This is a genomic window from Saccharopolyspora rosea (assembly GCF_025643595.1).
Classification (GTDB): domain Bacteria; phylum Actinomycetota; class Actinomycetes; order Mycobacteriales; family Pseudonocardiaceae; genus Saccharopolyspora; species Saccharopolyspora rosea.
Window position 1 is genome coordinate 5,241,633 of the sequence record NZ_CP102826.1, and the last position, 26,414, is coordinate 5,268,046.

21 protein-coding genes and 2 riboswitches are annotated in these 26,414 nt (G+C 74.6%); of the genes, 8 read left to right on the forward strand and 13 right to left on the reverse strand.

The window, feature by feature from the left end; translation table 11 throughout:
- Position 1 precedes the first annotated feature (1 nt).
- On the reverse strand, positions 2–1,747 hold the full coding sequence (locus tag NV263_RS24280; RefSeq protein ID WP_263248930.1) for a proline--tRNA ligase: 1,746 nt from the start codon (positions 1,745–1,747) through the stop codon (positions 2–4).
- 303 nt (positions 1,748–2,050) lie between these two features.
- Between NV263_RS24280 and yaaA the strand changes: the two genes are divergently transcribed.
- The 5 genes from yaaA (at position 2,051) to NV263_RS24305 (ending at position 5,898) form a co-directional block, all read left to right on the forward strand.
- Positions 2,051–2,794: a peroxide stress protein YaaA gene (yaaA, locus tag NV263_RS24285; protein WP_263248931.1), complete on the forward strand. Its 744-nt coding sequence runs from the start codon at positions 2,051–2,053 to the stop codon at positions 2,792–2,794.
- A gap of 20 nt (positions 2,795–2,814) precedes the next feature.
- Entirely contained in the window at positions 2,815–3,219 is a 405-nt protein-coding gene (locus NV263_RS24290) for a pyridoxamine 5'-phosphate oxidase family protein (protein ID WP_263248932.1), read from the forward strand.
- A gap of 23 nt (positions 3,220–3,242) precedes the next feature.
- Positions 3,243–4,460 (forward strand): precorrin-6y C5,15-methyltransferase (decarboxylating) subunit CbiE, encoded by a 1,218-nt coding sequence (gene cbiE, locus NV263_RS24295; protein WP_263248933.1) that lies wholly within the window; start codon positions 3,243–3,245, stop codon positions 4,458–4,460.
- Positions 4,457–5,200: a precorrin-4 C(11)-methyltransferase gene (gene cobM / locus NV263_RS24300; RefSeq protein WP_263248934.1), complete on the forward strand. Its 744-nt coding sequence runs from the start codon at positions 4,457–4,459 to the stop codon at positions 5,198–5,200. Before cbiE (NV263_RS24295) ends, cobM (NV263_RS24300) begins: the two co-directional genes overlap by 4 nt.
- A 161-nt stretch (positions 5,201–5,361) precedes the next feature.
- Entirely contained in the window at positions 5,362–5,898 is a 537-nt protein-coding gene (locus NV263_RS24305) for a DUF1203 domain-containing protein (protein ID WP_263248935.1), read from the forward strand.
- A gap of 2 nt (positions 5,899–5,900) precedes the next feature.
- Here NV263_RS24305 and NV263_RS24310 read toward each other — a convergent pair whose 3' ends face one another.
- Positions 5,901–6,992, reverse strand: a complete 1,092-nt coding sequence (locus NV263_RS24310; RefSeq protein WP_263248936.1) for a cobalt-precorrin-5B (C(1))-methyltransferase — start codon at positions 6,990–6,992, stop codon at positions 5,901–5,903.
- A 47-nt stretch (positions 6,993–7,039) separates the two neighbouring features.
- On the opposite strand from NV263_RS24310, the gene NV263_RS24315 reads away from it, so the two are divergent.
- Entirely contained in the window at positions 7,040–7,795 is a 756-nt protein-coding gene (locus tag NV263_RS24315) for a cobalt-precorrin-6A reductase (protein ID WP_263248937.1), read from the forward strand.
- Here NV263_RS24315 and NV263_RS24320 read toward each other — a convergent pair.
- From NV263_RS24320 to NV263_RS24330, 3 genes are read right to left on the reverse strand one after another with little or no spacing between them, the layout of a single operon-like run.
- Positions 7,783–9,297, reverse strand: coding sequence for a precorrin-2 C(20)-methyltransferase (locus tag NV263_RS24320; protein ID WP_263248938.1), 1,515 nt, complete (start codon positions 9,295–9,297; stop codon positions 7,783–7,785). The two genes, NV263_RS24315 and NV263_RS24320, sit on opposite strands and share 13 nt — an antisense overlap.
- Positions 9,294–9,929: a precorrin-8X methylmutase gene (locus NV263_RS24325; protein WP_263248939.1), complete on the reverse strand. Its 636-nt coding sequence runs from the start codon at positions 9,927–9,929 to the stop codon at positions 9,294–9,296. Before NV263_RS24325 ends, NV263_RS24320 begins: the two co-directional genes overlap by 4 nt.
- A complete protein-coding gene (locus tag NV263_RS24330) occupies positions 9,926–11,149 on the reverse strand; it encodes a precorrin-3B synthase (RefSeq protein WP_263248940.1) in 1,224 nt (407 codons plus the stop codon). The genes NV263_RS24325 and NV263_RS24330 overlap by 4 nt, the downstream gene beginning before the upstream one ends.
- A gap of 130 nt (positions 11,150–11,279) precedes the next feature.
- A riboswitch (cobalamin riboswitch) is annotated at positions 11,280–11,401 on the forward strand.
- A 114-nt stretch (positions 11,402–11,515) separates the two neighbouring features.
- On the opposite strand from NV263_RS24330, the gene cobN reads away from it, so the two are divergent.
- Positions 11,516–15,109, forward strand: a complete 3,594-nt coding sequence (cobN, locus tag NV263_RS24335) for a cobaltochelatase subunit CobN (protein ID WP_263248941.1) — start codon at positions 11,516–11,518, stop codon at positions 15,107–15,109.
- Between the two features lie 77 nt (positions 15,110–15,186).
- Here cobN and cobA read toward each other — a convergent pair whose 3' ends face one another.
- Positions 15,187–16,410, reverse strand: coding sequence for a uroporphyrinogen-III C-methyltransferase (cobA, locus tag NV263_RS24340; RefSeq protein WP_263248942.1), 1,224 nt, complete (start codon positions 16,408–16,410; stop codon positions 15,187–15,189).
- Between the two features lie 121 nt (positions 16,411–16,531).
- Positions 16,532–17,602: a HoxN/HupN/NixA family nickel/cobalt transporter gene (locus tag NV263_RS24345; RefSeq protein ID WP_263248943.1), complete on the reverse strand. Its 1,071-nt coding sequence runs from the start codon at positions 17,600–17,602 to the stop codon at positions 16,532–16,534.
- Between the two features lie 79 nt (positions 17,603–17,681).
- A riboswitch (cobalamin riboswitch) is annotated at positions 17,682–17,804 on the reverse strand.
- A gap of 159 nt (positions 17,805–17,963) precedes the next feature.
- Between NV263_RS24345 and NV263_RS24350 the strand changes: the two genes are divergently transcribed.
- Positions 17,964–18,233 (forward strand): DUF1876 domain-containing protein, encoded by a 270-nt coding sequence (locus NV263_RS24350; RefSeq protein ID WP_263248944.1) that lies wholly within the window; start codon positions 17,964–17,966, stop codon positions 18,231–18,233.
- 41 nt (positions 18,234–18,274) lie between these two features.
- Here the strand turns inward: NV263_RS24350 and NV263_RS24355 are convergent, their stop codons facing one another.
- The 6 genes from NV263_RS24355 to cobO all read right to left on the reverse strand — a co-directional run bounded on the left by NV263_RS24355 (position 18,275) and on the right by cobO (position 26,338).
- The gene (locus tag NV263_RS24355) at positions 18,275–19,714 is read right to left on the reverse strand and encodes a pyridoxal-dependent decarboxylase (protein ID WP_263254347.1); all 1,440 of its coding nucleotides are present in this window, start codon (positions 19,712–19,714) and stop codon (positions 18,275–18,277) included.
- A gap of 44 nt (positions 19,715–19,758) precedes the next feature.
- Complete coding sequence (locus NV263_RS24360; protein ID WP_263248945.1) at positions 19,759–21,450, reverse strand: bifunctional cobalt-precorrin 5A hydrolase/precorrin-3B C(17)-methyltransferase; 1,692 nt, start codon at positions 21,448–21,450, stop codon at positions 19,759–19,761.
- The gene (gene cbiE, locus NV263_RS24365; RefSeq protein ID WP_263248946.1) at positions 21,447–22,664 is read right to left on the reverse strand and encodes a precorrin-6y C5,15-methyltransferase (decarboxylating) subunit CbiE; all 1,218 of its coding nucleotides are present in this window, start codon (positions 22,662–22,664) and stop codon (positions 21,447–21,449) included. The genes NV263_RS24360 and cbiE (NV263_RS24365) overlap by 4 nt, the downstream gene beginning before the upstream one ends.
- Before the next feature lie 215 nt (positions 22,665–22,879).
- On the reverse strand, positions 22,880–24,190 hold the full coding sequence (cobM, locus tag NV263_RS24370) for a precorrin-4 C(11)-methyltransferase (protein WP_263248947.1): 1,311 nt from the start codon (positions 24,188–24,190) through the stop codon (positions 22,880–22,882).
- 166 nt (positions 24,191–24,356) lie between these two features.
- Positions 24,357–25,727: a cobyrinate a,c-diamide synthase gene (locus tag NV263_RS24375; RefSeq protein WP_263248948.1), complete on the reverse strand. Its 1,371-nt coding sequence runs from the start codon at positions 25,725–25,727 to the stop codon at positions 24,357–24,359.
- Positions 25,724–26,338, reverse strand: a complete 615-nt coding sequence (cobO, locus tag NV263_RS24380) for a cob(I)yrinic acid a,c-diamide adenosyltransferase (protein WP_263248949.1) — start codon at positions 26,336–26,338, stop codon at positions 25,724–25,726. Before cobO ends, NV263_RS24375 begins: the two co-directional genes overlap by 4 nt.
- Between the last annotated feature and the right edge of the window lie 76 nt (positions 26,339–26,414).

The following is a 26,414-nucleotide window of genomic DNA, read 5'->3' on the forward strand; positions in this document are numbered from 1 at the left end:
GTCAGCCGCGGACCAGCTCGACGAGGTGGCGGACCGCGTCGTCGGCGGGGATCTCCTCGCGGTCGCCGGTGCGGCGGTCGCGGACCTCGACGACGCCCTTGGTCAGGCCCTTGCCGATCACCAGGACCGTCGGGACGCCGACGAGTTCGGCGTCGGCGAACTTGACGCCCGGCGAGACGGTCCGGTCGTCGAGCAGGACCTGCACGCCCGCCGCGTCCAGCTCGGCGGAGACCGCCTCGGCGCGTTCGCGGACCGCGTCGTCCTTGCCCGCGATGACCACGTGCACGTCGGCCGGGGCCACCTCGCGGGGCCAGACCAGGCCCAGCTCGTCGTGGCTCTGCTCGGTGATCGCGGCGACCAACCGGGAGACGCCGATGCCGTAGGAGCCCATCGTGATGCGCTTCGGCTTGCCGTCCTGGCCCAGCGCGTCCAGCGAGAAGGCGTCGGCGTACTTGCGGCCCAGCTGGAAGATGTGGCCGATCTCGATGCCGCGCGCGGCCACCAGCGTGCCGCGCCCGTCCGGGGACGGGTCGCCCTCGCGGACCTCGGCGGCCTCGACGGTGCCGTCCGGGGTGAAGTCCCGGCCGCAGACCAGGTCGACCACGTGGTGGTCGGCCTTGTCGGCACCGGTCACCCACGCCGTGCCGGGCACCACGCGCGGGTCGACGAGGAAGCGGACGCCGTTGTCCTGCAACGCCTTCGGGCCGATGTAGCCCTTGACGAGGAACGGGTTCGCGGCGAAGTCCGCCTCCTCCAGCAGCGCGACCTCGGCGGGCTCCAGCGACGCTTCGAGGCGCTTGAAGTCCACCTCGCGGTCCCCGGGCACGCCCACGGCCAGCAGCTCCCACTCCTGCGCGCCCGGCTGCCTGGTCTTGACCAGGACGTTCTTCAGCGTGTCCGCGGCGGTGAAGGTGCGGTCGGTGTGGGCGTTGAGGTAGTCGACGAGGGTCTCGATCGTCGGCGTGTTCGGGGTGTGGTGCACCTCGGCGGCCGGCTTGTCCTCGACGGGTTCGGCGGGCGGGGCCGGGGTGATCACGGCCTCGACGTTGGCGGCGTAGTCGGAATCCGTGCTGCGCACGTAGGTGTCCTCGCCGGTCTCGCTCTCGGCGAGGAACTCCTCGGAGGCCGAACCGCCCATCGCCCCGGAGGTGGCGGCGACGATGACGTACCGCAGCCCGACCCGGTCGAAGATGCGGATGTAGGCGTCGCGGTGCCGCTGGTAGGACGTGGCCAGCCCGTCGTCGTCCAGGTCGAAGGAGTAGGAGTCCTTCATGACGAACTCGCGGCCGCGCAGGATGCCCGCGCGGGGCCGCTCCTCGTCCCGGTACTTGGTCTGGATCTGGTACAGGATGACCGGGTAGTCCTTGTAGGAGCTGTACTCGCCCTTGACGGTCAGCGTGAACAGTTCCTCGTGCGTCGGGCCGAGCAGGTAGTCGCCGCCCTTGCGGTCCTTGAGCCGGAACAGGTTCGGGCCGTACTCCGTCCAGCGGTTGGTGGCCTCGTAGGGCTCCTTCGGCAGCAGCGCGGGGAAGTGGATCTCCTGGGCGCCGATGGCGTCCATCTCCTCGCGCACCACGCGCTCGACGTTGCGCAGCACCCGCAGGCCCAGCGGCAGCCACGAGTAGATGCCGGGAGCGACGCGACGCACGTACCCGGCGCGGACGAGCAGCCTGTGACTCGGCACCTCGGCGTCGGCCGGATCCTCGCGCAGGGTACGCAGGAACAACGTCGACATCCTCGTGATCACGGCTCAGTGCTCCTCGATCGGCCTGGTAGCGGGTGTTACCGGAAGCGTAGCGACCCGGCCGCGCGCGCGTGCGTCCCGGCTGCGGTTCCGCTCCCGATCGCGGAGGTGGCCCGATGCAGCCGCGACGCGAAGCGCCTCCGGTGGCCGGGCGGCAGACGTGACCGCGGCGCGAAGCGCCTCCATTCGGCCGGCGGGCGGGACTGACCTTGGACGCGCGGCCACCACCCGCAGCTGACCGCCGGGCGGGAGCAACCGGGGTCACCGGGAGGGGTCCGCGCACCCGGGCCCGCCTACCCTGGGGCCGTGCTGGTGCTGCTTCCCCCTTCGGAGACCAAGTCCTCGGGCGGCCGCGGGGCGCCGCTGGATCTCGACGCGCTGTCGTTCCCGGAACTGACGCCGACGCGGCGGAAACTGGTCGACGAACTGTCCACTTTGGCCGATGACGTACCCGCGAGCCTGGACGTGCTCGGACTGTCCGAGCGGCAGGTGGAGGAGGTCCGGCGCAACGCCGAGCTGTGGGACTCCCCGACCGCCCCCGCGCTGGAGCGCTACACCGGCGTGCTGTACGACGCCCTCGACGTGCGGTCGATGGCACCCCCGGAGCGCGAGCGCGCCGACGCCCGGCTGGCGGTCGCGTCGGCGTTGTTCGGGCTGGTCAGGGGCACTGACATGATCCCCGCCTACCGGCTCTCCGGCGGCGGCTCGCTGCCCGGTACCGGCAAGCTCCGCACCGCGTGGCGACCGGTTCTGGAGCCCGTGCTGGCCGGGGTCGGCGGACTCGTGGTGGACCTGCGGTCCGGGGCGTACGCGGCGCTGGCGCGGGTGCCGCACGCCGTCGAGGTGCGCGTGCTGTCCGAGGACGCGCAGGGCCGGCGGAAGGTCGTCAGCCACCACAACAAGGCGCACAAGGGCAAGCTGGCCCGCGCTCTCGCGCGCACCCCCGAGGAGCCGGAGACCGTGGACGACCTGCTCGCGGTCGCCGACGAAGCGGGCATGCGGGTGGAACGCGAGGCCGAACGCGCGCTCTGCGTCGTGGTCGACGCCTGATCCGCTCCGGGACGGTCGCGATGAACTCCCCGCCGCTGGACGGCGTCGGCACCGGATTTCTGGACTTCTGGGCCGAGAAGCTCTACTGCACGCTGACCACGGTGCGTCCCGACGGGACGCCCCACGTGGTGCCGGTGGGCGTCACGCTCGACGCCGGGACCGCGACCGCGCGGGTGATCTCCTCCGGGACTTCGCACAAGGTGCGCCAGATCCGCGCGGCCGGGCCGGACGGCGCCCGGGTCGCGGTGTGCCAGGTGGACGGTCGCCGGTGGTCGACGTTGGAGGGTCGGGCGGTGGTCCGCGACGACCCCGACTCGGTCGCCGACGCGGAACGGCGCTACGAGCGGCGGTACAAGCCGCCGCGGCCGAACCCGCGCCGGGTGGTGATCGAGATCTCCGTGACGAAGGTCCTCGGCAACGTCTGACGGCGACGTGGTGAGGTGGTGGGGTGAGCGTTGACCAGGAGATCGTCCACGTCGTGGGCATCGGCGCGGACGGCTGGGAAGGGCTGTCCCCGCGGGCCCGCGAGGTCGTGACCTCGGCGGAGGTCGTGTTCGGCAGCGAACGCCAGCTCGCCCTCGTGCCGCCGTCGGACGCCCGGCGGGTGCCCTGGCCGTCGCCGCTGCTGCCCGCGCTGCCCGGGCTGCTCGCCGACCACGCCGGGAGTTCGGTGTGCGTGCTGGCCAGCGGCGATCCGCTGTTCTACGGCATCGGCGCGACGCTGGCGCGGCTGCTCGGTCCGGAACGGCTGCGGGTCCACCCGCACCCGTCGTCGTTGTCGCTGGCGTGCGCCCGGATGGGCTGGCCGGTGCAGGACGTGCAGGTCGTGAGCCTGGTCGGCCGCCCCGTCGCACTGCTGCACCCCGCGGTGCAGCCGGGGAACCGGGTGCTGGTGCTCAGCGCCGACGGCGACACGCCCGCGCGCGTCGCGGAGCTGCTGGTGGCACGCGGCTGCGGACCGACCCGCATGACCGTGCTCTCCCGGCTCGGCGACGAGCGGGAGGAGCGGATCGAGGCGACGGCGGCCGGATGGGGCAGCGCGACGGCGGACGCGCTCAACGTGATCGCGCTGGAGTGCCGCGCGGATCCGGACGCGCCGCACCTGCCGCGCGTGCCGGGCCTGCCCGACGACGCCTTCGAGCACGACGGGCAGCTCACCAAGCGGGACGTCCGGGCCATCACCCTCGCCCGGCTCGGCCCGTCGCCCGGCCGACTGCTCTGGGACGTGGGCGCGGGCGCCGGTAGCATCGCGATCGAGTGGATGCGCAGCGATCCGTCCTGCCGGGCGGTCGCGGTCGAGCACCGCGAGGACCGGGCGGCGCGGATCGCCGCGAACGCGGCGGCGCTGGGCGTTCCCGGCCTGCGGGTGGTCACCGGAGCCGCGCCCGCTGCGCTGGACGGGCTGGACGAGCCCGATGCGATCTTCGTCGGTGGCGGCGTCACCGCCGCCGGACTGCTGGACGTGTGCTGGGACCGGTTGCGGCCCGGCGGTCGTCTGGTCGTCAACGCGGTCACGATGGAATCGGAGGTGCTGGTGGCCGACTGGTACAGCCGCCTGGGCGGCGAACTCGTGCGGGTGGGGGTCGAGCACGCGTCACCGGTCGGCGGCTTCACCGGCTGGCGACCCGCGATGCGCGTCACGCAGTGGGCGGTGAGCAAGCGGTGACGGTGCGTTTCGTGGGCGCCGGGCCCGGCGCCGCCGACCTGATCACGGTGCGCGGCCGGGACGTGATCGCGTCCTCACCGGTGTGCCTGTACGCGGGCAGCCTGGTCCCCGACGAGCTGCTGGAGCACTGCCCCGCCGGGGCGAAGCTGGTGAACACCGCGAACATGACGCTGGACGGGATCGTGGCCGAACTCGTCGCCGCGCACCGGGCCGGGCTGGACGTCGCCCGGCTGCACTCCGGCGACCCGTCGGTGTTCAGCGCGGTCGCCGAGCAGATGCGCCGGTTGGACGCGGCCGGGGTGCCGTACGAGATCGTGCCCGGCGTGCCCGCGTTCGCGGCGGCCGCCGCCGCGCTCAACCGCGAGTTCACGGTGCCGGGCGTCGGCCAGACCGTGGTGCTCACCCGCACCTCCGCCCGCGCCACCCCGATGCCCGAGGGCGAGGACCTGGGCACGCTGGGCCGCAGCCGGGCGACGATGGTCCTGCACCTGGCGGTCAACCGGGTCGAGCAGGTGGTGGACGAGTTGCTGCCGAACTACGGCCCGGACTGCCCGGTCGCCGTGGTCGCGGCTGCCAGCCGCGACGACGAGGTGGTGCTGCGCGGCACGCTCGCCGACATCGCAGGGCGCGTCCGCGACGCGGGCATCGTGCGCACCGCCGTCATCGTCGTGGGCGAGGTCCTCACCGCCGCCGAGTTCCCCGACAGCCACCTGTACTCCGCCGACCGCTGCCGGGCTTAAGTGCCTGAATTTCGGCCGGAGTGGTCGGGTGAGCAGCGAGAGCGGTTCCTCTTCCGGTGAGCGGTCTCGCCACCGGCACCGCCACGCAAAGCACTTCCGAAACACTCCCAAAGTCCGTTTCCCGCCAGCGGAGGCGGTTGCGGCTCGGCGATGCTCGGTGCATGACCGGATACGCACCACTTCCCATCCCTCCCACCGCGCTCGGGGAGCTGCGCGACCGCGACGACGCGGGCCGTCCGCCGGAGCCGTTCACCGCCCGCGAGGACGGTGTGCCGCTGCGCTGCGTGGGCAGTCCGCTGCGCTGCTGCCTGCGGCCGATCGAGCCCGGTGAGCGGGTCGCGCTCGTCTCCTACGCGCCGCTGCGCCGCTGGGCGGCGGCGGTCGGCGCCGATCCCGGTGCCTACGACGAGGTGGGGCCGGTGTTCGTGCACGTCGAGGAGTGCGGGGGTCCACGGGACGTCCGGGGTTACCCGTTCGCGCGGCCGGGGGCGCTGCGCACCCTCCGCCGGTACGACGCGGCCGGGCACATCGTCGGCGGCGCGCTGTTCGAGATCCCCGAGGACTCCCGGGCGGGGTTCGACCGCGCCCTGGACGAGGCGTTCGCCCACCCGGAGGTCGAGGTCGTGCACGTCCGCGCCCTGGAGTACGGGTGCTTCCACTTCGAGGTGCGGCGCCCGGCCGGTTCCGCGCGGAGTTGACCTCAATCCGGGAGCGCGTGGCCGACCACGGTCCCCGCGCGGTCGATGACGAGGACGTCGACCGCGACGGGGGCTTCGCGCAGCGTGGTGCGGCAGACCTCGCGGGCGCGGGCGGCGACCAGGTCGCCGAGCGGGACGTCGACCTCCGTGCAGATCCGGAGCGCGTCGAGGGCCGTGTTCGCCGACGCCACCCGCTCGGCCAGCGCGTCGCCGCCCGGGGCGCGGACGATGTCGGCCAGGGCGGCGAAGTCGACCTGGGAGCGCTTGGAGTGCAGGTCCAGGTGGCCGTCGGCGAGTTTGGAGATCTTGCCGATGCCGCCCGCGACGGTCAGCCGCGGGACCGGGTGGCGGCGCAGGTACTTCAGCACCGCACCGGCGAAGTCGCCCATGTCCAGCAGTGCCTCGGTCGGCAGCCCGTAGTGCTGGACGACGACCTTCTCCGAGGTGCTGCCGGTGCACCCCGCGACGTGCGTCAGCCCCTCGGCGCGGGCGACGTCGACGCCGCGGCGGATGCTGTCGATCCACGCCGAGCACGAGTACGGCACGACGACGCCGGTCGTGCCCAGGACGGACAGCCCGCCGAGGATGCCCAGGCGCGGGTTCCAGGTGCGCCGGGCCAGTTCCTCGCCGTCGTCGATCGACACCTCGACCACCACGTCACCGGTGCCGCCGTGCGCGGCGGCGACGCGGGTGATCACCTCGCGGATCAGCCGGCGCGGCACCGGGTTGATGGCGGGTTCGCCGACCTCCAGCGGCAGACCGGGTTTGGTGACGGTGCCCACTCCGGGACCGGCGCGGAACACCACGCCCCGGCCGGGCTCGGCGTGCCGGACCGTCGCCGACACCAGCGCGCCGTGCGTGACGTCCGGGTCGTCGCCGGCGTCCTTGACCACCCCGGCGGTGGCGACGCCGGGTTCGAGTTGTTCGCGGGCCAGCGCGAACGCGGGCCGGTGCCCCTTGGGCAGCACGATCTCCACCGGGTCGGGGAACTCGCCGGTGAGCAGCGCCGTGTAGGCGGCGGCCGCGGACGCGGTCGCGCACGCCCCGGTCGTCCAGCCGTACCGCAGGCCCGTGCCCTCCTGCCGAGTGCTCATCGCGGCAGAATGCCCCTCGTGCGCGGCGGAACGGAAAGGGGGCCCCGATGACGCGGGTGCTGGTGCTCGGCGGTACCGGTGAGGCGCGTGCGCTGGCCGCGCGGCTGGTCGAACGCCCCGGCACGCACGTCACGTCGTCGCTGGCGGGCCGGGTGCGCGAGCCGCGCCTGCCCCCGGGGCAGGTGCGGGTGGGCGGGTTCGGCGGTGCGGACGGGCTCGCCGAGTGGCTGCGCCGGGAGCGGATCGACGCGCTGGTCGACGCCACGCACCCGTTCGCCCGCGCGATCACCGACAACGCCGTGACCGCCGCCGAGCGGGCGGGGGTTCCGCGGCTGCTGCTGCGCCGCCCCGGCTGGCGGCCGGGTCCCGGCGACGACTGGCGCCCGGTGCCGTCGATGCCGGCCGCCGCGGCGGCGCTGCCCGGCCTGGGTGAGCGCGTGTTCCTCAGCACCGGCAGGCAGGGGCTCGCCCACTTCGCCGCGTTGGACCTGTGGTTCCTGGTGCGCACAGTGGACCCGCCGGAACCACCGCTGCCCGCGCGGACCGAGGTGCTGACCGCGCGCGGACCGTTCACAGTGGACGAAGAAGCGGATCTGCTGCGGCGGCACCGGATCGACGTGCTCGTCACCAAGGACAGCGGCGGCGCGATGACCGCCGCGAAGCTCACCGCCGCCCGGGAGCTCGGGCTGCCCGTGGTGGTCGTGCAGCGACCGCCCCAGCCCGCCGGCCCGTCCGCGGAGACCGTGGCCGAGGCCGTCGCATGGCTGGATTCCGTGCTGCCGCAAGGCGATCACGCCGGGTAGCGGCGCGGCGTGTAGACCACGTCCCGACCGTCGGCTCCGGCGGCGACCCGGGTGGTCGACGAGCCGACCAGCAGCAGGCACCGCATGTCCACATCGGACTGGCGGAGTTCGTCCAGGCGCACCACGGCCACGCTCTCCCGCGGCCCGCCGACGTCGCGGCCGATGACCACCGGGGTGTCCGGGGCGCGGTGTTCCAGCAGCACGTCGCGCGCCGCCGCCACCTGCCAGTCGCGGCTGCGGGACGCGGGGTTGTAGATCGCCAGCACCAGGTCGGCGGCGGCCACCGCGCGCAGCCGCTCGACGATCACCTCCCACGGCTTGAGCCGGTCGGACAGCGACAGCACGCAGAAGTCGTGCCCCAGCGGCGCGCCGACCCGGCTCGCCACCGCCTGCGCGGCGGTCAGCCCGGGCAGCACCCGCACCGGGACGTCCGGGGTCTCGGCGGCGGCCTCCAGCACCGCGCTGGCCATCGCGAACACGCCCGGGTCGCCGGAGGACACCACGGCCACCTTCGCCCCGCGGCGGGCCAGGTCCAGCGCGAACGCGGCGCGCTCGGCCTCGACCCGGTTGTCCGACGGGTGCTTGCGCTGGCGCGGGTTGTCCGGCACGCGGGCCAGGTACGGGCCGTAGCCGACCAGGTCGTCGGCGGCGGCCAGCGCCGCCTGCGCCTCCGGGGTGGTCCACTCCCGGCCCGCCGGCCCCAGGCCGACCACCACGACCTCGCCGGGTCCCGGGGACCCGGCGTCCGCGCGGGCCGCTGCCGGGAGGGCGGTGCTGGCCGGGCTGGGCAGCAGCGCCAGCGAGAAGTACGGGACGGTCTCGGGGTCCACTTCGGACAGCGGGCGGAACCGCTGCCGGTCGGTGGTCGCGCGTTCCACGTACCACGCGTCGTCGAGGCGACCGGCCTTCTCGAACGCCGCCCGCACGCCCTCGAAGGTGCGGCCGAGCTTCATCACCGCCGCCGCGTCGGTCGACCTCAGCCGTTCGGCCAGTTCCTCGGTGCCGAGCGTGCCCGGCAGCACGGTGAGCACCTCGTCGCGCTCGGCCAGCGGACTGCCCAGCACCGCCGACGCACCGCTGACCGACGTGACGCCGGGCACCACCTCGGCGCGGAACCGCCCGGCGAGCCGCTTGTGCATGTGCATGTACGAGCCGTAGAACAGCGGGTCGCCCTCGGCGAGCAGCACGACGTCGCGACCGGCGCCCAGGTGCGCGGCCAGCCGGTCGGCGCACTCGGCGTAGAACTCGTCGATCGCGCCCTGGTAGCCGCCCGCGTGGTTGGTGGTCTCGGTGGTGACCGGGTAGACCAGGGCCTCCTCGATCTGGCCCGGACGCAGGTACGGCTCGGCGACCGAACGCGCGATGCTGCGGCCGTGCCGGGCGCTGTGGTAGGCGATGACCTCGGCGTTCTCGATGAGCCGGGCGGCCTTGACGGTCACCAGTTCCGGGTCGCCGGGGCCGAGGCCGACCCCGTAGAGCGTGCCCTCGCGCTTGCTGCTCACTCTTCCTCGCTCGCGATCGCGTTGATGGCGGCCACCGCCATGGCGCTGCCGCCCCGGCGTCCGTGCACCACCAGGTGTTCCAGGCCGCCGGGGTGCTCGGCGAGCGCCTGCTTGGACTCCACGGCACCGACGAAACCGACCGGCAGGCCGAGCACGGCGGCCGGTCGTGCCGCGCCCTCGTCGACCATCTCCAGCAGCCGGAACAGCGCGGTCGGCGCGTTGCCGATCGCGACCACCGAGCCCGCCAGGCGGTCCCGCCACAGTTCCAGGGCGGCGGCGCTGCGGGTGGTGCCCAGCTGCCGGGCGAGGTCGGGGACGCGCGGGTCGGCGAGGGTGCAGACCACCTCGTTGTCGGCGGGCAGGCGCCGGCGGGTGACGCCCGCCGCGACCATCGCCGCGTCGCAGAGGATCGGCGCCCCGGCGCGCAGCGCGGCCCGCGCGTCGAGCACCGCGCGCGGCGAGAAGGCCAGGTCGGCGACCAGGTCGACCATGCCGCAGGCGTGGATCATCCGCACCGCCACGCCCGCGACCTCCGGCGGCAGGCCGTCGAGGTCCGCCTCGGCGCGGATCGTGGCGAAGGAACGGCGGTAGATCTCAGCACCGTCCCGGACGTACTCGTACCGGTCGTTCACACTGCCCTCCGTGCCGCGTCCAGCGCGGCGGCCACCTGGTCGACGTCGGCGGCGGACGTCGTCGTCTCGCCGAGGCCCACCTCGTAGCCCGCCTCGGTCGCCAGCACTTCCACAACCCGCCCCTGCGGCCGACCGCACCGCCGCCGGCAGCCCGCCCAGTGCACGGGCAGGCCGACCGCGCGCGACATCGTGCGCGTCGCGTCCGCGCGGACGTCGGCCAGGGCCTTCGCGCAGCCCGGACGCCCGGTGCAGGAGGTCACTCCCACCCCGTCCGCGGACGGGTCCACGAGCAGTCCGTGCGCTGCCAGGTCCGACACCCACCGGCCGGCCGCCTCGTCGGGCAGGCCGGGCAGCACGACGGTCCGCCACGGCGTGAGCCGGGCGCCGCCCGCGGCGTCGGACGCGGCGGTGATGATATCCACCTGTTCGGGTGACAGGCGGCCCAGCGGTGCCCCGGCGGCCACGGCGGTCCGGCCGTCGCGGCGGAACACCACTCCGACCTGCGCGTGCGTGCCCGGCGGCGTCGCGGGCACCGGCACCGGGTCGACCCGGTCGACGCCGAGCGCCGCGGCGACCCGGTCGGCGACGCGCCGCGGGCCGTCCGCCAGCTCGGCGATCCGCCACTGCGACGTGCGCTCGGCCAGGAACGCCTCGGCCGCCGCGATCGCGCCCGGCACGGCGCCGCCGGGCGCCAGCCGGACCCCGGAGTCCTCCCCGGCCAGCACCAGGGCCACCCGGTCACCCAGTGCGAACAGGCCGACGTCGGGGTTCAGCGGCACGACGTCCGCCCGGCCGTCGTCGACCGCGAACAGGAACCGACCGGGCAGGTCGGCCAGCCGCGGGTCCGCGCACAGCGCGGCGTCGAGTTCGGCGGCCAGCGCGCGGGCGTCCAGCTGCGCGCGGCCGTCGTCGTAGGGCGAGGCGATGATGTTGCGGACCCGCTCGTGCGCGACCGACGGCAGCAGCCCGGCGGCCGCGAGCCGCTCGGCCAGCTGCCGCCCCGCGTCCGGCGGCAGGCCGCGGACCTGCAGGTTCGCCCGCGAGGTGAGCTCCAGGCCGCCGTCGCCGAGCGATGCCACCGCGGCCAGTGCCCGGACCTGGCGCGGCATCAGCGCACCGCCGGGCACGCGCACGCGGGCGAGCCCGCCGTCGGCGGCCTCGTGCACCCGCAACGCCCCGGGGCAGGCGTCCGGTTGCGTTCTGCTGGCTGACTGGGACACCCGGGAGATACTACGGGCCAATGGTTGTTGCGTAAGCAAACCACGGTGCGACGCGCATCATGCCGCCCCGGCTTGACGGAAGATCGCCGCGTTGCGGAGAGTGGTCGCAGCATCGAAGCGGCGACAGGTGGAGGAAGCCGGTGCGAATCCGGCGCGGTCCCGCCACTGTCACCGGGGAGCGGACTCCAGCAGGTCACTGTCCGACCAGGACGGGAAGACGGAGCGAGCCACGATCCGGGAGCCAGGAGACTCCGGTCGCCGCCGCCCGCGACCCGGGGCGAGGACCCCGAGGAAGGTTGTCGTCATGCGTCGTGCCAGCGCGCCCCACCGCCGCGCCGCGACCGCCGTCGGTGAGGAGCGAACCGCATGATCCTGCTTCTGTCCACTTCGGACACCGATCTGCTCAGCGCCCGGGCGAGCGGGGCCGACTACCGGCTCGGCAACCCGGCGCGGCTGGGCGTGGACGACCTGCCGCCCCTGCTGGAGGGCGTCGATCTCGTGGTCGTCCGGCTCCTCGGCGGCCGTCGCGCCTGGGAAGAGGGGCTGGACGCGCTGCTCGCCGGGCCGCGACCGGTCGTCGTGCTGGGCGGTGAGCAGGCACCGGACGCCGAGCTGATGGAGTGCTCCACGGTGCCCGGCGGCGTGTGCGCCGAGGCGCACCGCTACCTCGCCCACGGCGGACCGCGCAACCTCACCGAACTGCACCGCTTCCTGTCCGACACGATCCTGCTCACCGGGCACGGCTTCGAACCGCCGGAGGAGACCCCGACCTGGGGCCTGCTGGAACGCGAACCGCGCCGCACCGAGGGCCCGACCGTGGCGGTGCTCTACTACCGCGCCCACCACATGGCGGGCAACACCGCGTTCGCGCACGCGCTGTGCGAGGCGATCGAGGACGCCGGGGGCCAGGCGCTGCCCGTCTTCTGCGCCTCGCTGCGCTCACCCGAACCCGAACTGCTGGAGCAGCTGCGCCGCGCGGACGCGCTGGTCGTCACCGTGCTCGCCGCGGGCGGCAGCAAACCCGCCACCGCGTCGGCGGGCGGCGACGACGAGGCGTGGGACGTCGGCGCGCTGGCCGAACTGGACGTCCCGATCCTGCAGGGCCTGTGCCTGACCAGCACCCGGGCCGCCTGGGAGGACAACGACGAAGGTCTGTCCCCTTTGGACATGGCCACCCAGGTCGCGGTCCCGGAGTTCGACGGACGGCTGATCACCGTCCCGTTCTCGTTCAAGGAGAACGACGCCGAGGGCCTGCCGGTGTACGTCGCGGACCCGGAGCGGGCCGCCCGGGTCGCCGGGATCGCGGTGCGCCACGCGCGGCTGCGGCACGTCCCCGCGCAGGACAAGCGGATCGCGCTGATGCTGTCGGCCTACCCGACCAAGCACTCCCGCATCGGCAACGCCGTCGGGCTGGACACCCCGGTCAGCGCGGTGCGGCTGCTGCGCGCGATGCGCGAACGCGGCTACGACATCGGGGCGGCGGACGCGCTGCCCGGCGTCGCCGAACAGGACGGGGACGCGCTCGTGCACGCGCTCATCGCCGCGGGCGGGCAGGACCCCGACTGGCTCAGCGAGGAACAGCTGTCCGGCAACCCGGTCCGCATCCCGGCCGGGCGCTACGCCGCCTGGTACGCGACGCTGCCCGAGGACCTGCGCACCGACATCGAGCGGCACTGGGGCCCGCCGCCCGGCGAGCTGTTCGTCGACCGCTCCCGCGACCCGGAGGGCGAGATCGTGCTCGCCGCGCTGCGCGCGGGCAACGTCGTGCTCATGGTGCAGCCGCCGCGCGGTTTCGGCGAGAACCCGATCGCGATCTACCACGACCCGGACCTGCCGCCGAGCCACCACTACCTGGCGGCCTACCGCTGGCTGATCGACGAGTTCGGCGCGCACGCCATGGTCCACCTCGGCAAGCACGGCAACCTGGAGTGGCTGCCCGGCAAGACGGCGGGCATGTCCGCGTCGTGCTCGCCGGACGCCGCGCTGGCCGACCTGCCGCTGGTCTACCCGTTCCTGGTCAACGACCCCGGCGAGGGCACCCAGGCGAAGCGGCGGGTGCACGCCACGCTCGTCGACCACCTGGTGCCGCCGATGGCGCGCGCCGAGAGCTACGGCGACATCGCCCGGTTGGAACAGCTCCTCGACGAGCACGCCACGATCTCGGCGATGGACCCGGCCAAGCTGCCCGCCATCCGCAGCCAGATCTGGACGCTGATGCAGGCCGCCAAGCTCGACCACGACCTCGGGCTCGACGAACGGCCGCACGACGCCGAGTTCGACGACATGCTGCTGCACGTCGACGGCTGGCTGTGCGAGGTCAAGGACGCCCAGATCCGCGAGGGCCTGCACGTGCTCGGCGAAGCCCCGAGCGGCGAGGCGCGGGTCAACCTGGTGCTGGCGATGCTGCGGGCCCGCCAGATGTGGGGCGGCCGCGGCGACGCGCTGCCCGGCCTGCGCGAGGCCCTCGGCCTCGCCGAGGACGGCAGCGCCGCGCGCGAACGCGTCGACGCCGTCGAGGAGCAGGCGCGCGCCCTCGTGCAGGGCATGGAGGACCGCGGGTGGGCGGTCGACGCGGCTTCCGCGGTGTGCCAGGACGTCCTGGACCAGGCCCCGGACGCCGTGGTGGCCGTGCTGGAGTTCGCCGCGACCGAGATCGTGCCGCGGCTGGACGCCACCACCGACGAGATGCGCGCGACGCTGCACGCGCTGGACGGCGGCTACGTCCCGGCCGGGCCCAGCGGCTCGCCGCTGCGCGGCCTGGTCAACGTGCTGCCGACGGGCCGGAACTTCTACTCCGTCGACCCCAAGGCGGTGCCCAGCCGCCTGGCGTGGGAAACCGGCTGGGCCATCGCGGACTCGCTGCTGGAGCGCTACCGCACCGACACCGGCGAGTGGCCGCGCTCGGTCGGGCTGTCCGTGTGGGGCACCAGCGCGATGCGCACCGCCGGTGACGACATCGCCGAGGTCCTGGCGCTGTTGGGCGTCCGGCCCACCTGGGACGAGGCGTCCCGGCGGGTCAACGGCCTCGAAGTGATCCCGCTGGCGGAGCTCGGCAGGCCCCGCATCGACGTCACGGTCCGCATCAGCGGGTTCTTCCGCGATGCGTTCCCGCACGTGGTCGCGCTGCTGGACGACGCGGTGCGGATGGTCGCCGCGCTCGACGAACCCGACGAGCAGAACTTCGTCCGCGCCCACGCGCGCGCCGACGCGGCCGAGCACGGCGACGAGCGCCGCGCCACGCTGCGGATCTTCGGGTCCAAACCGGGCGCCTACGGCGCGGGGCTGCTGCCGCTCATCGACAGCCGCAACTGGCGCGACGACGCCGACCTCGCCGAGGTGTACGCGGTGTGGGGCGGTTTCGCCTACGGCCGCGACCTCGACGGGGAGCCCGCCCGCGCGGACATGGAGTCGGCGTACAAGCGGATCTCCGTGGCGGCCAAGAACACCGACACCCGCGAGCACGACATCGCCGACTCCGACGACTACTTCCAGTACCACGGCGGCATGATCGCCACGGTCCGCGCGCTCACCGGCAAGGCGCCCGCCGCCTACATCGGCGACAGCACGCGACCGGACTCGATCCGCACCCGGTCGCTCACCGAGGAGACCTCCCGGGTCTTCCGGGCCCGCGTGGTCAACCCGCGCTGGCTGGCGGCGATGCGCCGCCACGGCTACAAGGGCGCGTTCGAGCTGGCCGCCACGGTGGACTACCTGTTCGGCTACGACGCCACGACGGGCGTGGTCGGCGACTGGATGTACGAGAAGCTCGCCGAGACCTACGTGCTGGACGAGGAGAACCAGCGCTTCCTCAGCGAGTCCAACCCGTGGGCGCTGCACGGCATCACCGAACGCCTGCTGGAAGCGGCCAACCGGCAGATGTGGCAGGAGCCGGACCCGGAGACCCTGCAGGCCCTCCAGGACGTCTACCTCCAGACCGAGGGAGACCTCGAAGACCGCTGACCGTCCGGCGCGGGGTTCGGCGATGTCCGCGGGAACATCGCCGAACCTCGCGCCGCATCAGGGAAAAGCGGCCCCCGTCAAGGCCGGGACTCGGGGGCCAGGTCGGCGACCGGACCGACGACGATGATCGCCGGGGGTTTGACGTCCTCCTCGCGGACGACGTCGGCGACCTCGGCGAGCGTGGTGCGCAGGGTGCGCTGCGCGCGGGTGGTCCCCTCCTGGATGACCGCGACCGGCGAGCGCGGATCCCGGCCGTGTTCCAGCAGCACGGCCGCGAACTCGCCGATCCGCTTGACCGCCATCATCAGCACCAGGGTGCCGCGCAGCCGCGCCAGCGCGGGCCAGTCCACGAGGGACTGGTCGTCGTGCGGCCCGACGTGCCCGGACACGACCACGACCTCGTGCGCCACGCCGCGGTGCGTGACCGGGACGTCCGCCAGCGCCGACGCACCGAACGCGCTGGTGATCCCGGGCACCACGGTGACCGGCACGCCCGCGTCGGTGCACGCCAGCAGTTCCTCGTAACCGCGTCCGAACAGGTACGGGTCACCGCCCTTGAGGCGCACCACGAACTTGCCCGCCTTCGCGTGCTCGACCAGCAGCGAGTTGATGACGTCCTGGTTGGCGGCCCGACCGTAGGGGATCTTCGAGGCGTCGACGACCTCCACGTCCGATCCGAGCTCCTCCAGCAGTTCGCGCGGGGCGAGCCGGTCGGTGATGACCACGTCGGCGCGCCCGAGCAGCCGCCGCCCGCGCACCGTGATGAGTTCCGGATCGCCCGGCCCACCACCGACGAGCGCCACACCCGGTGCCTGCGGTCCGGCGTGCTCGTCCACGAGGCCGCTGCGCAGCGCCTCGACGAGCGCGTCGCGCACCGCGGCCGAACGCCGGTGCCGCCCGCCCGCGAGCACGCCGAGCAGCAGGCCGCCGTGCTCGGCGACGGCCGGGGTGACGGCGGTGCCCTGCGAGGCGTCATCGGCGCGCACGCAGAAGATCCGGCGCTGCTCGGCCTCGGCGGCGACCGCGGCGTTGACGTCGGCGCCGGTCGCGCAGGCCACGGCGTACCACGCACCGTCGAGGTCGCCGTCGGCGTAGGGGCGGCGGTGCCAGGTCAGTTCGCCCGCGTCGGCCATCGCCTCGACGGCGGGCGTGGCCTCCGGGGCGATCACCTCGACCCGCGCTCCGGCGCCGATCAGCCGCGGCACGCGGCGCTGCGCGACGCTGCCCGCGCCCACGACGACGACGCGTCGCCCGGTGAGGTCGAGACCTGCGAAGTAGTGGTGCTCGTTGTGCGTGGTCATGTCCATAGTCCGTGTGTCGTGCTTGGCCCGGCCGCATCGCCGGAGCGGAGAGGAGGCGCGGCCCACGCGCGCGCCACACCGTCGTGACCCACGACCACCCGGACCGCCGTGCCGCGCCGGTTCAGGTCCGGTGGCCCACCGGTTTCGAGTCCTCGGTGGAGCCTCCCGACAACTTCCACCAGAGCACGGCGCCACCCCATACTGCCATGAACAGCCCGAGCGTCAGATAGCCGAGCAGCTCGAAGTGGTCGCTGATCGCGGCGATCGGTCCCAGCAGCGGCACGCCGAGATCGTCGAGCAGCCCGCACAGCACGACGAAGGCGATGACCGCCGCCAGCCCCACGGTCAGCGCGGTCGTGGTGACGTTCACCCACAACCGCCGCAGCGGACGAGCGAGGCTCCAGGTGTAGGCGCGGGACATCAGCATCCCGTCCACGCTGTCCACAGTGCACATTCCGGCGGCGAACAGCAGCGGCAGGCTCAGCACCGCGACCAGCGACAGCCGCCCGCCGGGCGCCACCATCGCCAGCACGGTGATCTCGGTCGCCGTCTGCATCCCGAGCCCGAACAGCAGGCCGATCCCGAACAGGTGCCAGGAGCGGGCGATGCCGCTCATCCGCCCGCGCAGCATCCGGGCGAGCAGCCCGCGCCTGCCGAGCACGAGTTCGACCTCCGCCTCGTCGATCGCGCCGCGCCGGGCGCGGCGCAGCAGCTGCACCGCGTCCCGCAGCACCAGCGCGTTGAGCACCGCGAGCGCGGCCAGCACCGCGACCACGACCAGGTCGACGACCGAGGAAACCCGCACCCCGGCGTCCTCGGCCCAGTGCTGCGCGGCGGGCCCGGCGACGAACCCGACCGCGACGGCGAGGACCAGCACGACGCTGGCGTGCCCGAGCGCGAACCACATGCCGGTCGACACCGGCCGCCTGCCGCGCTGCATGAGCAGCCGGGTCGCGTCGTCGATCACGGCGACGTGATCGGCGTCGAAGCCGTGCCGCAGGCCCAGCAGGTAGGCGGTGGTCCCGGCGGCGGCCAGGCCGCCCGCGGCGGTGAAGGACTGCTGGTGCAGCAGGTAGGCGGTCCAGCCGACCAGGTGCAGGGCACCGACGGCGGCGAGCACGATCGCTGCTTTCCGGCGCTCCGCGGCGCCCCAGCCGGCCCGCGGCCGGCCGTTCTCGGCCTCCCACGACATGGGATGTCCGACCTCCTGGGTTTCCCGCCCGAGGGGCTCGGTGTCCGCACGCCGCGGGTGCGGCGCGGGGCCGACGCGGAGTCTCCTGACTCCCGGATCGTCGCGGATGCCCCGGCCTTCCGGCCGTGCGCGGCCGTGGCCCGAACGGGGTCCGCTCCCCGGTCACAGTGGCGGGACCGTCCCGGATTCGCACCGGGTTCCTCCACCGTCGGCCGCGCCATCCTCACCCAGCCGAGCTACCAAGGTCAAACTCCTGTGGACTCCGGCACCCCTACTCGGGTGGGTGAAGGGAGCACTTCCGATCGCCCGGTCGGTCGGCGCATGCTGGGGCCAGCCAGCCGGTCCGACCGAGGAGGCGGTCATGAACGAGACGCGGCAGATTTCGCTGAACATGCAGGTCGTGGAGGCGGGCGCGAAGACCACCGCGGACGTGGGCTTCACCACCAGCAGCGGCATGGCGCTGCACGGGCACGGCACCGCCCGCCGCCACCCGGACGATCCGGACGTCCCCCAGATCGGCGACGAGATCGCGGTGGCGCGCGCGTTGTTCGAACTGGCGCACAAGCTCCTCGACACCGCGGCCCACGAGATCGGCGAGCGGATGCACCGCCGGGTCCACCTCCCCGCCTGACCGCCCCGTCGACCAGCAGTGCGCGGTCGACGCCGCGCCGGTCAGGACGCCGCGTCGACCGCGTCCCGGACGCGCCGCCACGCCGCCTCGACGTGGCGGCGTTCGGTCCGCGGCGACCCGACGGCGAACCGCAGCAGCACGCGTCCGTCCACTTTGGTGTGCGTCAGGTACACCTCGCCGGAGTCGTTGAGCGACTCCATCAACCGCATGGTCCGCTCGTTGGCCTGCTCCACCGGCACGCCAGGGAACTCCGGGCGGAAGCAGACCAGCCCGAACGGGTGCGGTTCCAGCAGCGCGAAGCGCGGGTCCTCCCGCACCCACGAGGCGAACTCCCGCGCCAGCCCGACGGTGCCGCGGATGTGCTCGCGCAGCCCGGCGGCGCCGTACCAGCGCAGCACCGACCACAGTTTCAGCGCCCGGAACCGGCGGCCCAGCGGCACCTGCCAGTCGCGGTAGTCGATCACCTCGCCGGACGCGGTGGCCGGGTTGCGCAGGTACTCCGGCAGGATCGACAGCGCGTCGATCATCGGCGCCCGGTCGGCCAGCCACAGCACGCTGCAGTCGAAGTTGGTCAGCAGCCACTTGTGCGGGTTCGTGCAGTAGGAGTCGGCGAACTCGGCCACCCCGTCGTTGATCCACCGCAGCTCCGGGCACACCGCCGCGACACCCGCGTACGCCGCGTCGACGTGCAGCCACACCCCGTGCTCCCGGCAGACCTCGCCGATGGCGCGCACCGGATCGATCGCGGTCGTCGAGGTGGTGCCGATCGTCGCGCACACCATCGTCGGCACGGCACCGGCTGCCAGGTCCGCCCGGATCAGGGCGTCGAGGTGCGCGGGGTCCATGGCCAGCGTGCTCGGGTCGACGTCGACGATCCGCACGTTGTCCGCCCCCACGCCGACCATCCGCGCCGCCCGTTCCAGCGACGAGTGGGTGTGCGCCGACGCGTAGAGCACGTGGCGCGCGGTGATGCCGCGCCGCGCCACCTGCCCGCCGCCGGCGCGCTCCAGCGCGGCCAGGCACGCCACGAGGACGGCGCTGGACGCCGAGTCCTGGATCACCCCGCCCCCGGCCGCGTCGGTGCGGAAGTGCGCGGGCAGCCCCAGCAGCTCGGCCAGCCAGTCCACGACGACGGTTTCCAGCTCGGTGCACGCCGGGCTGGTCGCCCACACCATGCCCTGCACGCCCAGCCCGCTGGAGAGCAGGTCGCCGAGGATCGCCGGGCCGGTGGCGTTGGCCGGGAAGTAGGCGAAGAAGCTCGGGTGCTGCCAGTGCGTCACCCCCGGCATCAACACCCGGTCCAGATCGGCGAGCACCTGCTCGAACGACTCCCCCTCCTCGGGCGGGTGCTCCGGGAGCCGCTGCCGCACCTCCCCCGGGCCGACCTGCGACCGGACCGGGTGCGACTCGATCCCGGCGTGGTAGTCGGCGATCCAGTCCACGACCTGCTTGCCGAACTTCCGGAACTCCTCCGGAGACATGTGCCCGCTCACCCCACAAGCCTGGCACGGCGCCCGGCCGCAGGTCACCACCCCGGCGCGGAGCCCAGCCAGTGGTGCTGGTGCGGCGTGACCATGCGCTGCCCGACCACTGTGGACCGGGAGGAGCCGACGACGACCGTGGTGTCCGGGTCCACCTGGGCCGGGTCGAAGTCGGCGATGGCCGCGCACCACGCGCGCTGGTCGGTGCGGGTGGCGTGGCGGACCGCACCGACCGGGGTGGTCGCCGGACGGCGTTCGGCGAGGATCTCCAGGGCGCGGCCGAGCCGCTCGGGCCGGGCGTCGTGCAGGCACACCACCAGGTCGGCGTCGGCGGCGGCGCGGACTCGGCGCTCGACGACGTCCCACGGGGCGTGCTCGGCGAGCCCGATCAGCGCGTGGTCCTGGCCCAGCGGGGCGCCGAGCAGCGCGGACGCGGCCAGCGCGGCGGTCACGCCCGGGACGCCGACGACCTCGATGTCCACCCCGGCGCGCTGCAACGCCGGACCGGCCGCCGCGTCACCGGGACCGACGAGCGCCACCGCGCGCCCCTCGCGGGCCAGCGCGACCGCCTCGGCGGCCGGGTCCGCCGCGGCGGTGCGGACCTCGGTGCCCACGCGCAGCAGGTGCCGCACCCGGTCGACGTGCGGCCGCGGACCGACGACGACGGAGGCGCGGCGCAGTTCCGCGTCGGCGCGCGGGGTGCGCAGGTCGGCGGCGCCGGGCCCGATGCCGACGACCGCGAGCCGCCCGCGGGGACGGATGCGGGCCGCGGCGACCGTGACACCCCTGCCGCTGATCTTCGGCGCCACCAGGGTCACCGGCGCCCCGTAGCCGAGGTCGGCGGCGGCGCGCAGCGCGGACGCCTCGGCGACGCTGGGGGTGCCGGTCTCGGCGCGGACCGCCTCGCTCGGGTGGGGCACGTCGACACCGGCGAGGTCGGCGGCGGAATAGGTGAGCAGCGGGAGTTCGTCGCCGCCGTCGGTGGAGTGCCAGAACCCGAGGTCCTGGACCGCTTCCACGATGCCCGCCTCACCGGCCTTGCGGTCGACGCTGGCGATGGCCCGGATCGCCCGCGGGTCGAGGCCGTTTTCGCGGTCCAGCCGCGCGATCGCCTCGGTGACCGCGGTGCGCGGCACACCGCTGGTCGACCCGACGCCGACGACCAGCGTGCGCGGGATGATCCGCACGGTGCGGTCCTCGCGCTCGGCCGGTCGGCGGTCGTCGACGACGACCGTCCACTGCGGCCGCTCGACGTCCGGGGACAGGTTGGCGGGCAACGCGGGGAGCGGGAAGCCGTGCGGGTTGGCCAGCCGCACCGGCGCGCCGTGGCCGATCGCCGCGCCGCACGCGGCGAGATCACCGTCCACTGTGGCGTCGAGCATGTCGGCCAGTTCGTCGAGCGGGTTGGTGCCGGCGCCCTCGGTGACCACCGGGGTGCCGCCGAACGCGTCGGCGATCCGCTCGGCCAGGGTCCCGTCCCCGGTGAGCGCGACCGCGAAGCGGTCGTCCACGCAGACCACGTCCGGGTCGGTGCGCTCGTCGCGCAGCAACGGGCCGACCAGCCGCACCACCGCACCGGTGGGTTGGAAGAACACCGCGGCGTCCAGGTGGTCCCACAGCCGCCGCACCGCGGGCCCCACCGGTCCGTCCGCGACCACGGCGTTCGGGCCCAGCCGGGCGGCCAGGTCCGCGGCCGACCGCCGGGCGGGCGGGCTGACCGCGAACAGGCCGATCAACGGTCCTGCTCCTTCGCGGCGTCCTTGCGCCCGGTCACCAGCACCACCGGCGTCGACGCCGCCAAGCGCGCGGAGCCGTCGGGCAGGTCCGCCAGCCTGCTGGCCGAGACCTGCACGCCCTCCACGTCGTAGCCCGCGCTGCGCAGCGAGTCCCGGGTCGCGGCGATCCGGTCGAGCGCGGTCAGCGCCACCACCACGCGCGACGCGCCCGCGTGCGCGCAGGCGGTGACCACGTCGGCGCCCCCGCCGCCGACGAAGATCGCGTCCGGCCGGGGCAGCTCGCGCAGCGCCTGCGGGGCGGTGCCCTCCTCGACGCGGACGTCCACGCCGTGCCCGGCGGCGTTGGTGATCAGCCGCACGACCTGGGTCTCGTCGGATTCCACGGCGATGCTCGCGGCGCCCAGCCGGGCGCACTCCACCGCCACCGAACCGCACCCGGCGCCGACGTCCCACACCAGGGCTCCCGGCCGGGGAGCCAGCTTGGCCAGCGCCACCGCCCGCACCTCGGCGCCGACGATCCTGCCGTCGCGGTGGGAGAACTCGTCCTCGGCCAGGCCCCAACCGGACGCCGGGGGCAGCGGTTCGCCGCCCGCGTGCCAGCCGCGGTGCGGCACCGCGTCGAGGTCGGCCAGGCACAGGACGATGTTCGGCTCGCGCCAGGTGCGCTTGGCCGCCTCGGCCGGTTCGAGGGTGACCAGCGCCTCGTGCGGGCCGCCGAGGTCCTCGGCGACGATCATGGTCCGCCGCCACCCCTCCAGACCGGAACCGAGCTGCGCGGGTCCGGCGCCGGGGGCGGTCAGCACGATCACGGCCTGGCGGGCCCGGCAGACGTTGACCGCCTGCCGCAGGTCCCGCCCGTTCGCGCTGACCACGGTCACGTCGTCCCAGGAGCGGCCGACCCGCGCCATCAACTGCTGCACGCTGGACGTCGCGGGCAGCACCGAGCAGTGGATCCCGCGCTCCCGCAGGGCGCGCACGGCGCCGAAGAAACCCGGATCGCCGGACGCGAGCACCACTCCGCTCTCGTCCCCGGCCAGCGAGGACAGCGCGTTGAGCGCGGGTTCCAGCGGCCCGAGTTCGAGGGTGCGGACGTGTTCCGGCGCGTGCGCGTCGAGGTGGCGCCGACCGCCCACCACGAGCCTCGCCGATTCCAGCACCTCGGCGCTGCCCCTGGGCAGGGCCCCGCCGTCGACCCCGATCACCGTGACTGCCACGTCACCCACCTCGCATCACGGGCCGCGACCGCGCGCACCGCGCGACCGTCGACCGCTCCTCGTCGCCGAACCACTCCCAATACTGCTGCCGCCGCCCGGCTCGGCCGGTGCGCACACGCCGACGGCGAGTCGTCGAGCCCCGCCGGACCGTGCGACGCCGCGCATGCCCGGCGACCCCTGTCCAGGTTATCCGCCGTCCACTGTGGATGATCCGGTCACTCCGGCTCGGCCTGCTCGCGCGTGGTCGACTTGCGCCGCGGCTTGGCCGTCCCGCTCTGCGCCTTGGACTTCGCCGTGCTCGACTTCGCGGTCTTCGACCGCGAGCGGGTGGCGGACTTCGCCGTGGTCTTGGCCGTGGCCCGCGAGGTCGTGGTGCTCGCCGCGGACGTCCGCTTCGCCGACGCCGCCGGAGCAGCGGGTTCCTCGGCGGGGGCCTCCGGTTCGGCTGCCGCGGGCTCGGCCGGCGCGGCGGCTTCGGGCTCCGGTTCGGGCGCTGCTGCTTCGGGGGCTGCGGATCCGGACGCTGCGGATCCGGGCGCTGCGACGGGCGCCGGATCGGTGTCGACGTCGGCGGAGAACAGTTCCGGCTGGCCCTCGTCGCCGGCGCGCGCGGCGGCGCGCCCGGCGGCCACCCGCACCGCGGCGCGGGCCGTCTGCTGCCAGTCGCGGACCGCCCACCAGGCGACGTCGGACTCGCGGACCCGCCCGCTGACCACCTCCGGGTCGTCCGGCGCGAAGCGCGACGCGGAACCGTAGCCGTGCCGCCGCGTCCGGGCGGGCCGCGCGTCGGAACGGCGCTGGAACGACCCGCGCGACCGGTTCCCGAGCACCTTCCCGACGAGGAACAGCGTGTTCCGCCACAGCTTGTGCTGCTTGACGGTCCGCTCCAGCTCGCCGAGCGTGGTGCGCAGCAGCAGCTCGTCCGGCCAGGAGACCTTGTAGGCGACCAGCACCGGCGTGTCCTCGGAGTAGCCCCCGGAGCGCAGTTCCTCGACCAGCCGACCGGCGCGCGCCGCGGAGGTGAACACCGCCATCGTGGTGCCGTGCCGGGCGAACTCGCGGACGGACTCGCCGTCCGGCACCGGTGTCCGGCCGTTCTCGAAGCGGGTCACCACCAGCGACTGCGCCACCTCGGGCGCGGTCAGCTCGCGGCCCACGGCCGCCGCGGCGGCGGCGACCGGCGCGACGCCGGGCACGATCTCGACTTCGACGTTCATCCGCAGGCACGCGTCGTGCTGGTCCTGCACCGAGCTCCACAGCGCCGGGTCGCCGGAGTGCACGCGCACCACGTTGAGCCGGTCGCGTTCGGCGCGGCGGAAGATCTCCACCGCCTGCTCGTGGGACAGCTGCGCGGAGTCGACGAGCTCGGCGTCGGCGCGGGCGTGTTCCTTGACGCATTCGGGGGTGACCAGACTCGCCGACCACAGCACCACGTCGGCCTCGGCGATCCGCCGGGCAGCGCGCACCGTGATCAGGTCCGCCGCCCCCGGTCCGGCGCCGATGAACGAGATCCGGCCAGTCACCATTGTTCTCCTCTTCCCGGGTGGAAGGACTACCACAGTGGACGCGTCCACTTCGGACTCGGCGCCGAGCCGATCGGCGGGCGCGTTCCGGGGACGCCGGGTTCGGCGCCAGCGGCGGCACCGCGGGCAACGACCGTACCGCGTGGCCGCGGCGAGGTGTGAAGCGCGGTCACATCCCGCATCGCGCGGATGACCCTGCGTGACCCGCGCAACGCGACACGAACCGGCCGACCGATCCCGGCTGCCCGGCCGGGTGGGTGTGCAGGTACGACGCGTGCACCCCGCCGACGACGTACCCCTCCCGCGCGCCGCGCCACGCCCAGGCCGGTCGCGCCCCGCTGCCGGGTTCCAGGACGGTGCGGTGGAACTCGTGGCCTGCCACCCGTTCCCCCTCGACGAACAGCGCGGAGTCCGCGGCCGCCACCGCCTCGCGGTAACCGAGCGTCAGCCGCGGCGACATCCGCGCCGCGGCGTCGAGGAATCCGCACTGCGGATGACCGTCCAGTTCGGAGGCCAGGTACAGCAGCCCGCCGCATTCGGCGTGCACCGGCGCGCCGCTCGCGGCCAGCGCGGCGACCTCGGCCCGCAGCGGGGCGTTGGCGGACAGCTCGGCGGCGTGCTGCTCCGGGAACCCGCCGGGCAGCACCAGACCCCGCGTGCCCGCGGGCAACCGCTCGTCGCGCAACGGGTCGACGACGGCCACCTCGGCACCGGCCGCTTCGAGCAGTTCCAGGTGCTCGGCGTAGGCGAAGGTGAAGGCGCTCCCGCCGGCCACGGCCACCACGGGCCGCCCGGCGGCCGGCTCGACCTCGTCGGCGGGGTTCCAGGCGGGGCCCGGCAGCGGCGGCGCGGACCGCGCGAGCGCGGCCACCGCGTCGAGGTCCACCGCCTCGGCGACCGCGTCGGCCATCGAGTCGATCGCCCGCGCCGCCTCGTCTCCGTGCTCGACGGCGGTGACCAGGCCGAGGTGCCGGGACGGCACGGACAGCCCGTCCGAACGCGGCAACGCCCCCAGCACCGGCAATCCCGCGTCCTCGGCGGCGTCCCGCAGCACCTCCTCGTGCCGCGCGGAACCGACCCGGTTGAGGATCACCCCGCCGATCCGCACCCCGGGCCGGTAGGTCCGGAAGCCGTGCAGCAGGGCGGCGAGGCTCTGGCTCTGGCCGCGCGCGTCGACGACCAGCACGACCGGGGCGTCCAGCAGCCCGGCGACGTGCGCGGTGGAACCGGGGGCGGAATCGGCCGGACCGATGCGGCCGTCGAACAGCCCCATCACGCCCTCCACGACCGCCAGTTCCGCGTCGGCCGCGCCGTGCCGGAACAGCGGCGCGATCCGGTGCTCACCGACCAGCACCGGGTCGAGGTTGCGCGCCGGGCGCCCGGCGGCGAGCCGGTGGTAGCCCGGGTCGATGTAGTCGGGTCCGACCTTGAACGGCGCGACGGCGGTGCCGCGGCGACGCAGCGCGGCCAGCAACCCCGTGGTCAGCGTGGTCTTGCCCTGCCCGGACGCCGGAGCGGCGACGACGATCCGAGCAGTCACCACTCGATGCCCTTCTGCCCCTTCTGCCCGGCGTCCATCGGGTGCTTGACCTTGCTCGTCTCCATCACCAGGTCGGCGGCGTCGACCAGCGCGGGCGGCGCGTACCGGCCGGTGATCACCACGTGCTGCTGGCCGGGGCGCTCGCGCAGCGTCTCGACGACCTCGTCGACGTCCACCCATCCCCAGTGCAGCGGGTAGGTGAACTCGTCGAGCACGTACAGCCGGTGCTGTTCCTCCCGGATGCGGCGGGCGATCTCGCGCCAGCCCTCCAGCGCGGCGGCGGCGTGGTCCTCCTCGGTCCCCTTCTTGCGGGCCCACGACCAGCCCTCGCCCATCTTGTGCCACTCCACGGGGCCGCCCTCACCGGTCTCCTCGTGCAGGCGTCCCAGGGCGCGGAACGCGCTCTCCTCACCGACCCGCCACTTCGCGGACTTGACGAACTGGAAGACACCGATCGACCAGCCCTGGTTCCAGCCGCGCAGCGCGAGCCCGAACGCCGCGGTCGACTTGCCCTTCATGTCCCCGGTGTGCACCACGACCAGGGGTCGGTTGCGGCGCTGTCGGGTGGTCAAACCGTCGTTCGGCACTGCATTCGGCTGTCCCTGAGGCATGCGGACGACCCTAACCAACGCCCGCACCCCCGTCCCCGGGCACGTGCCGACCCGCACGTCCCGCGACACCGCGGAA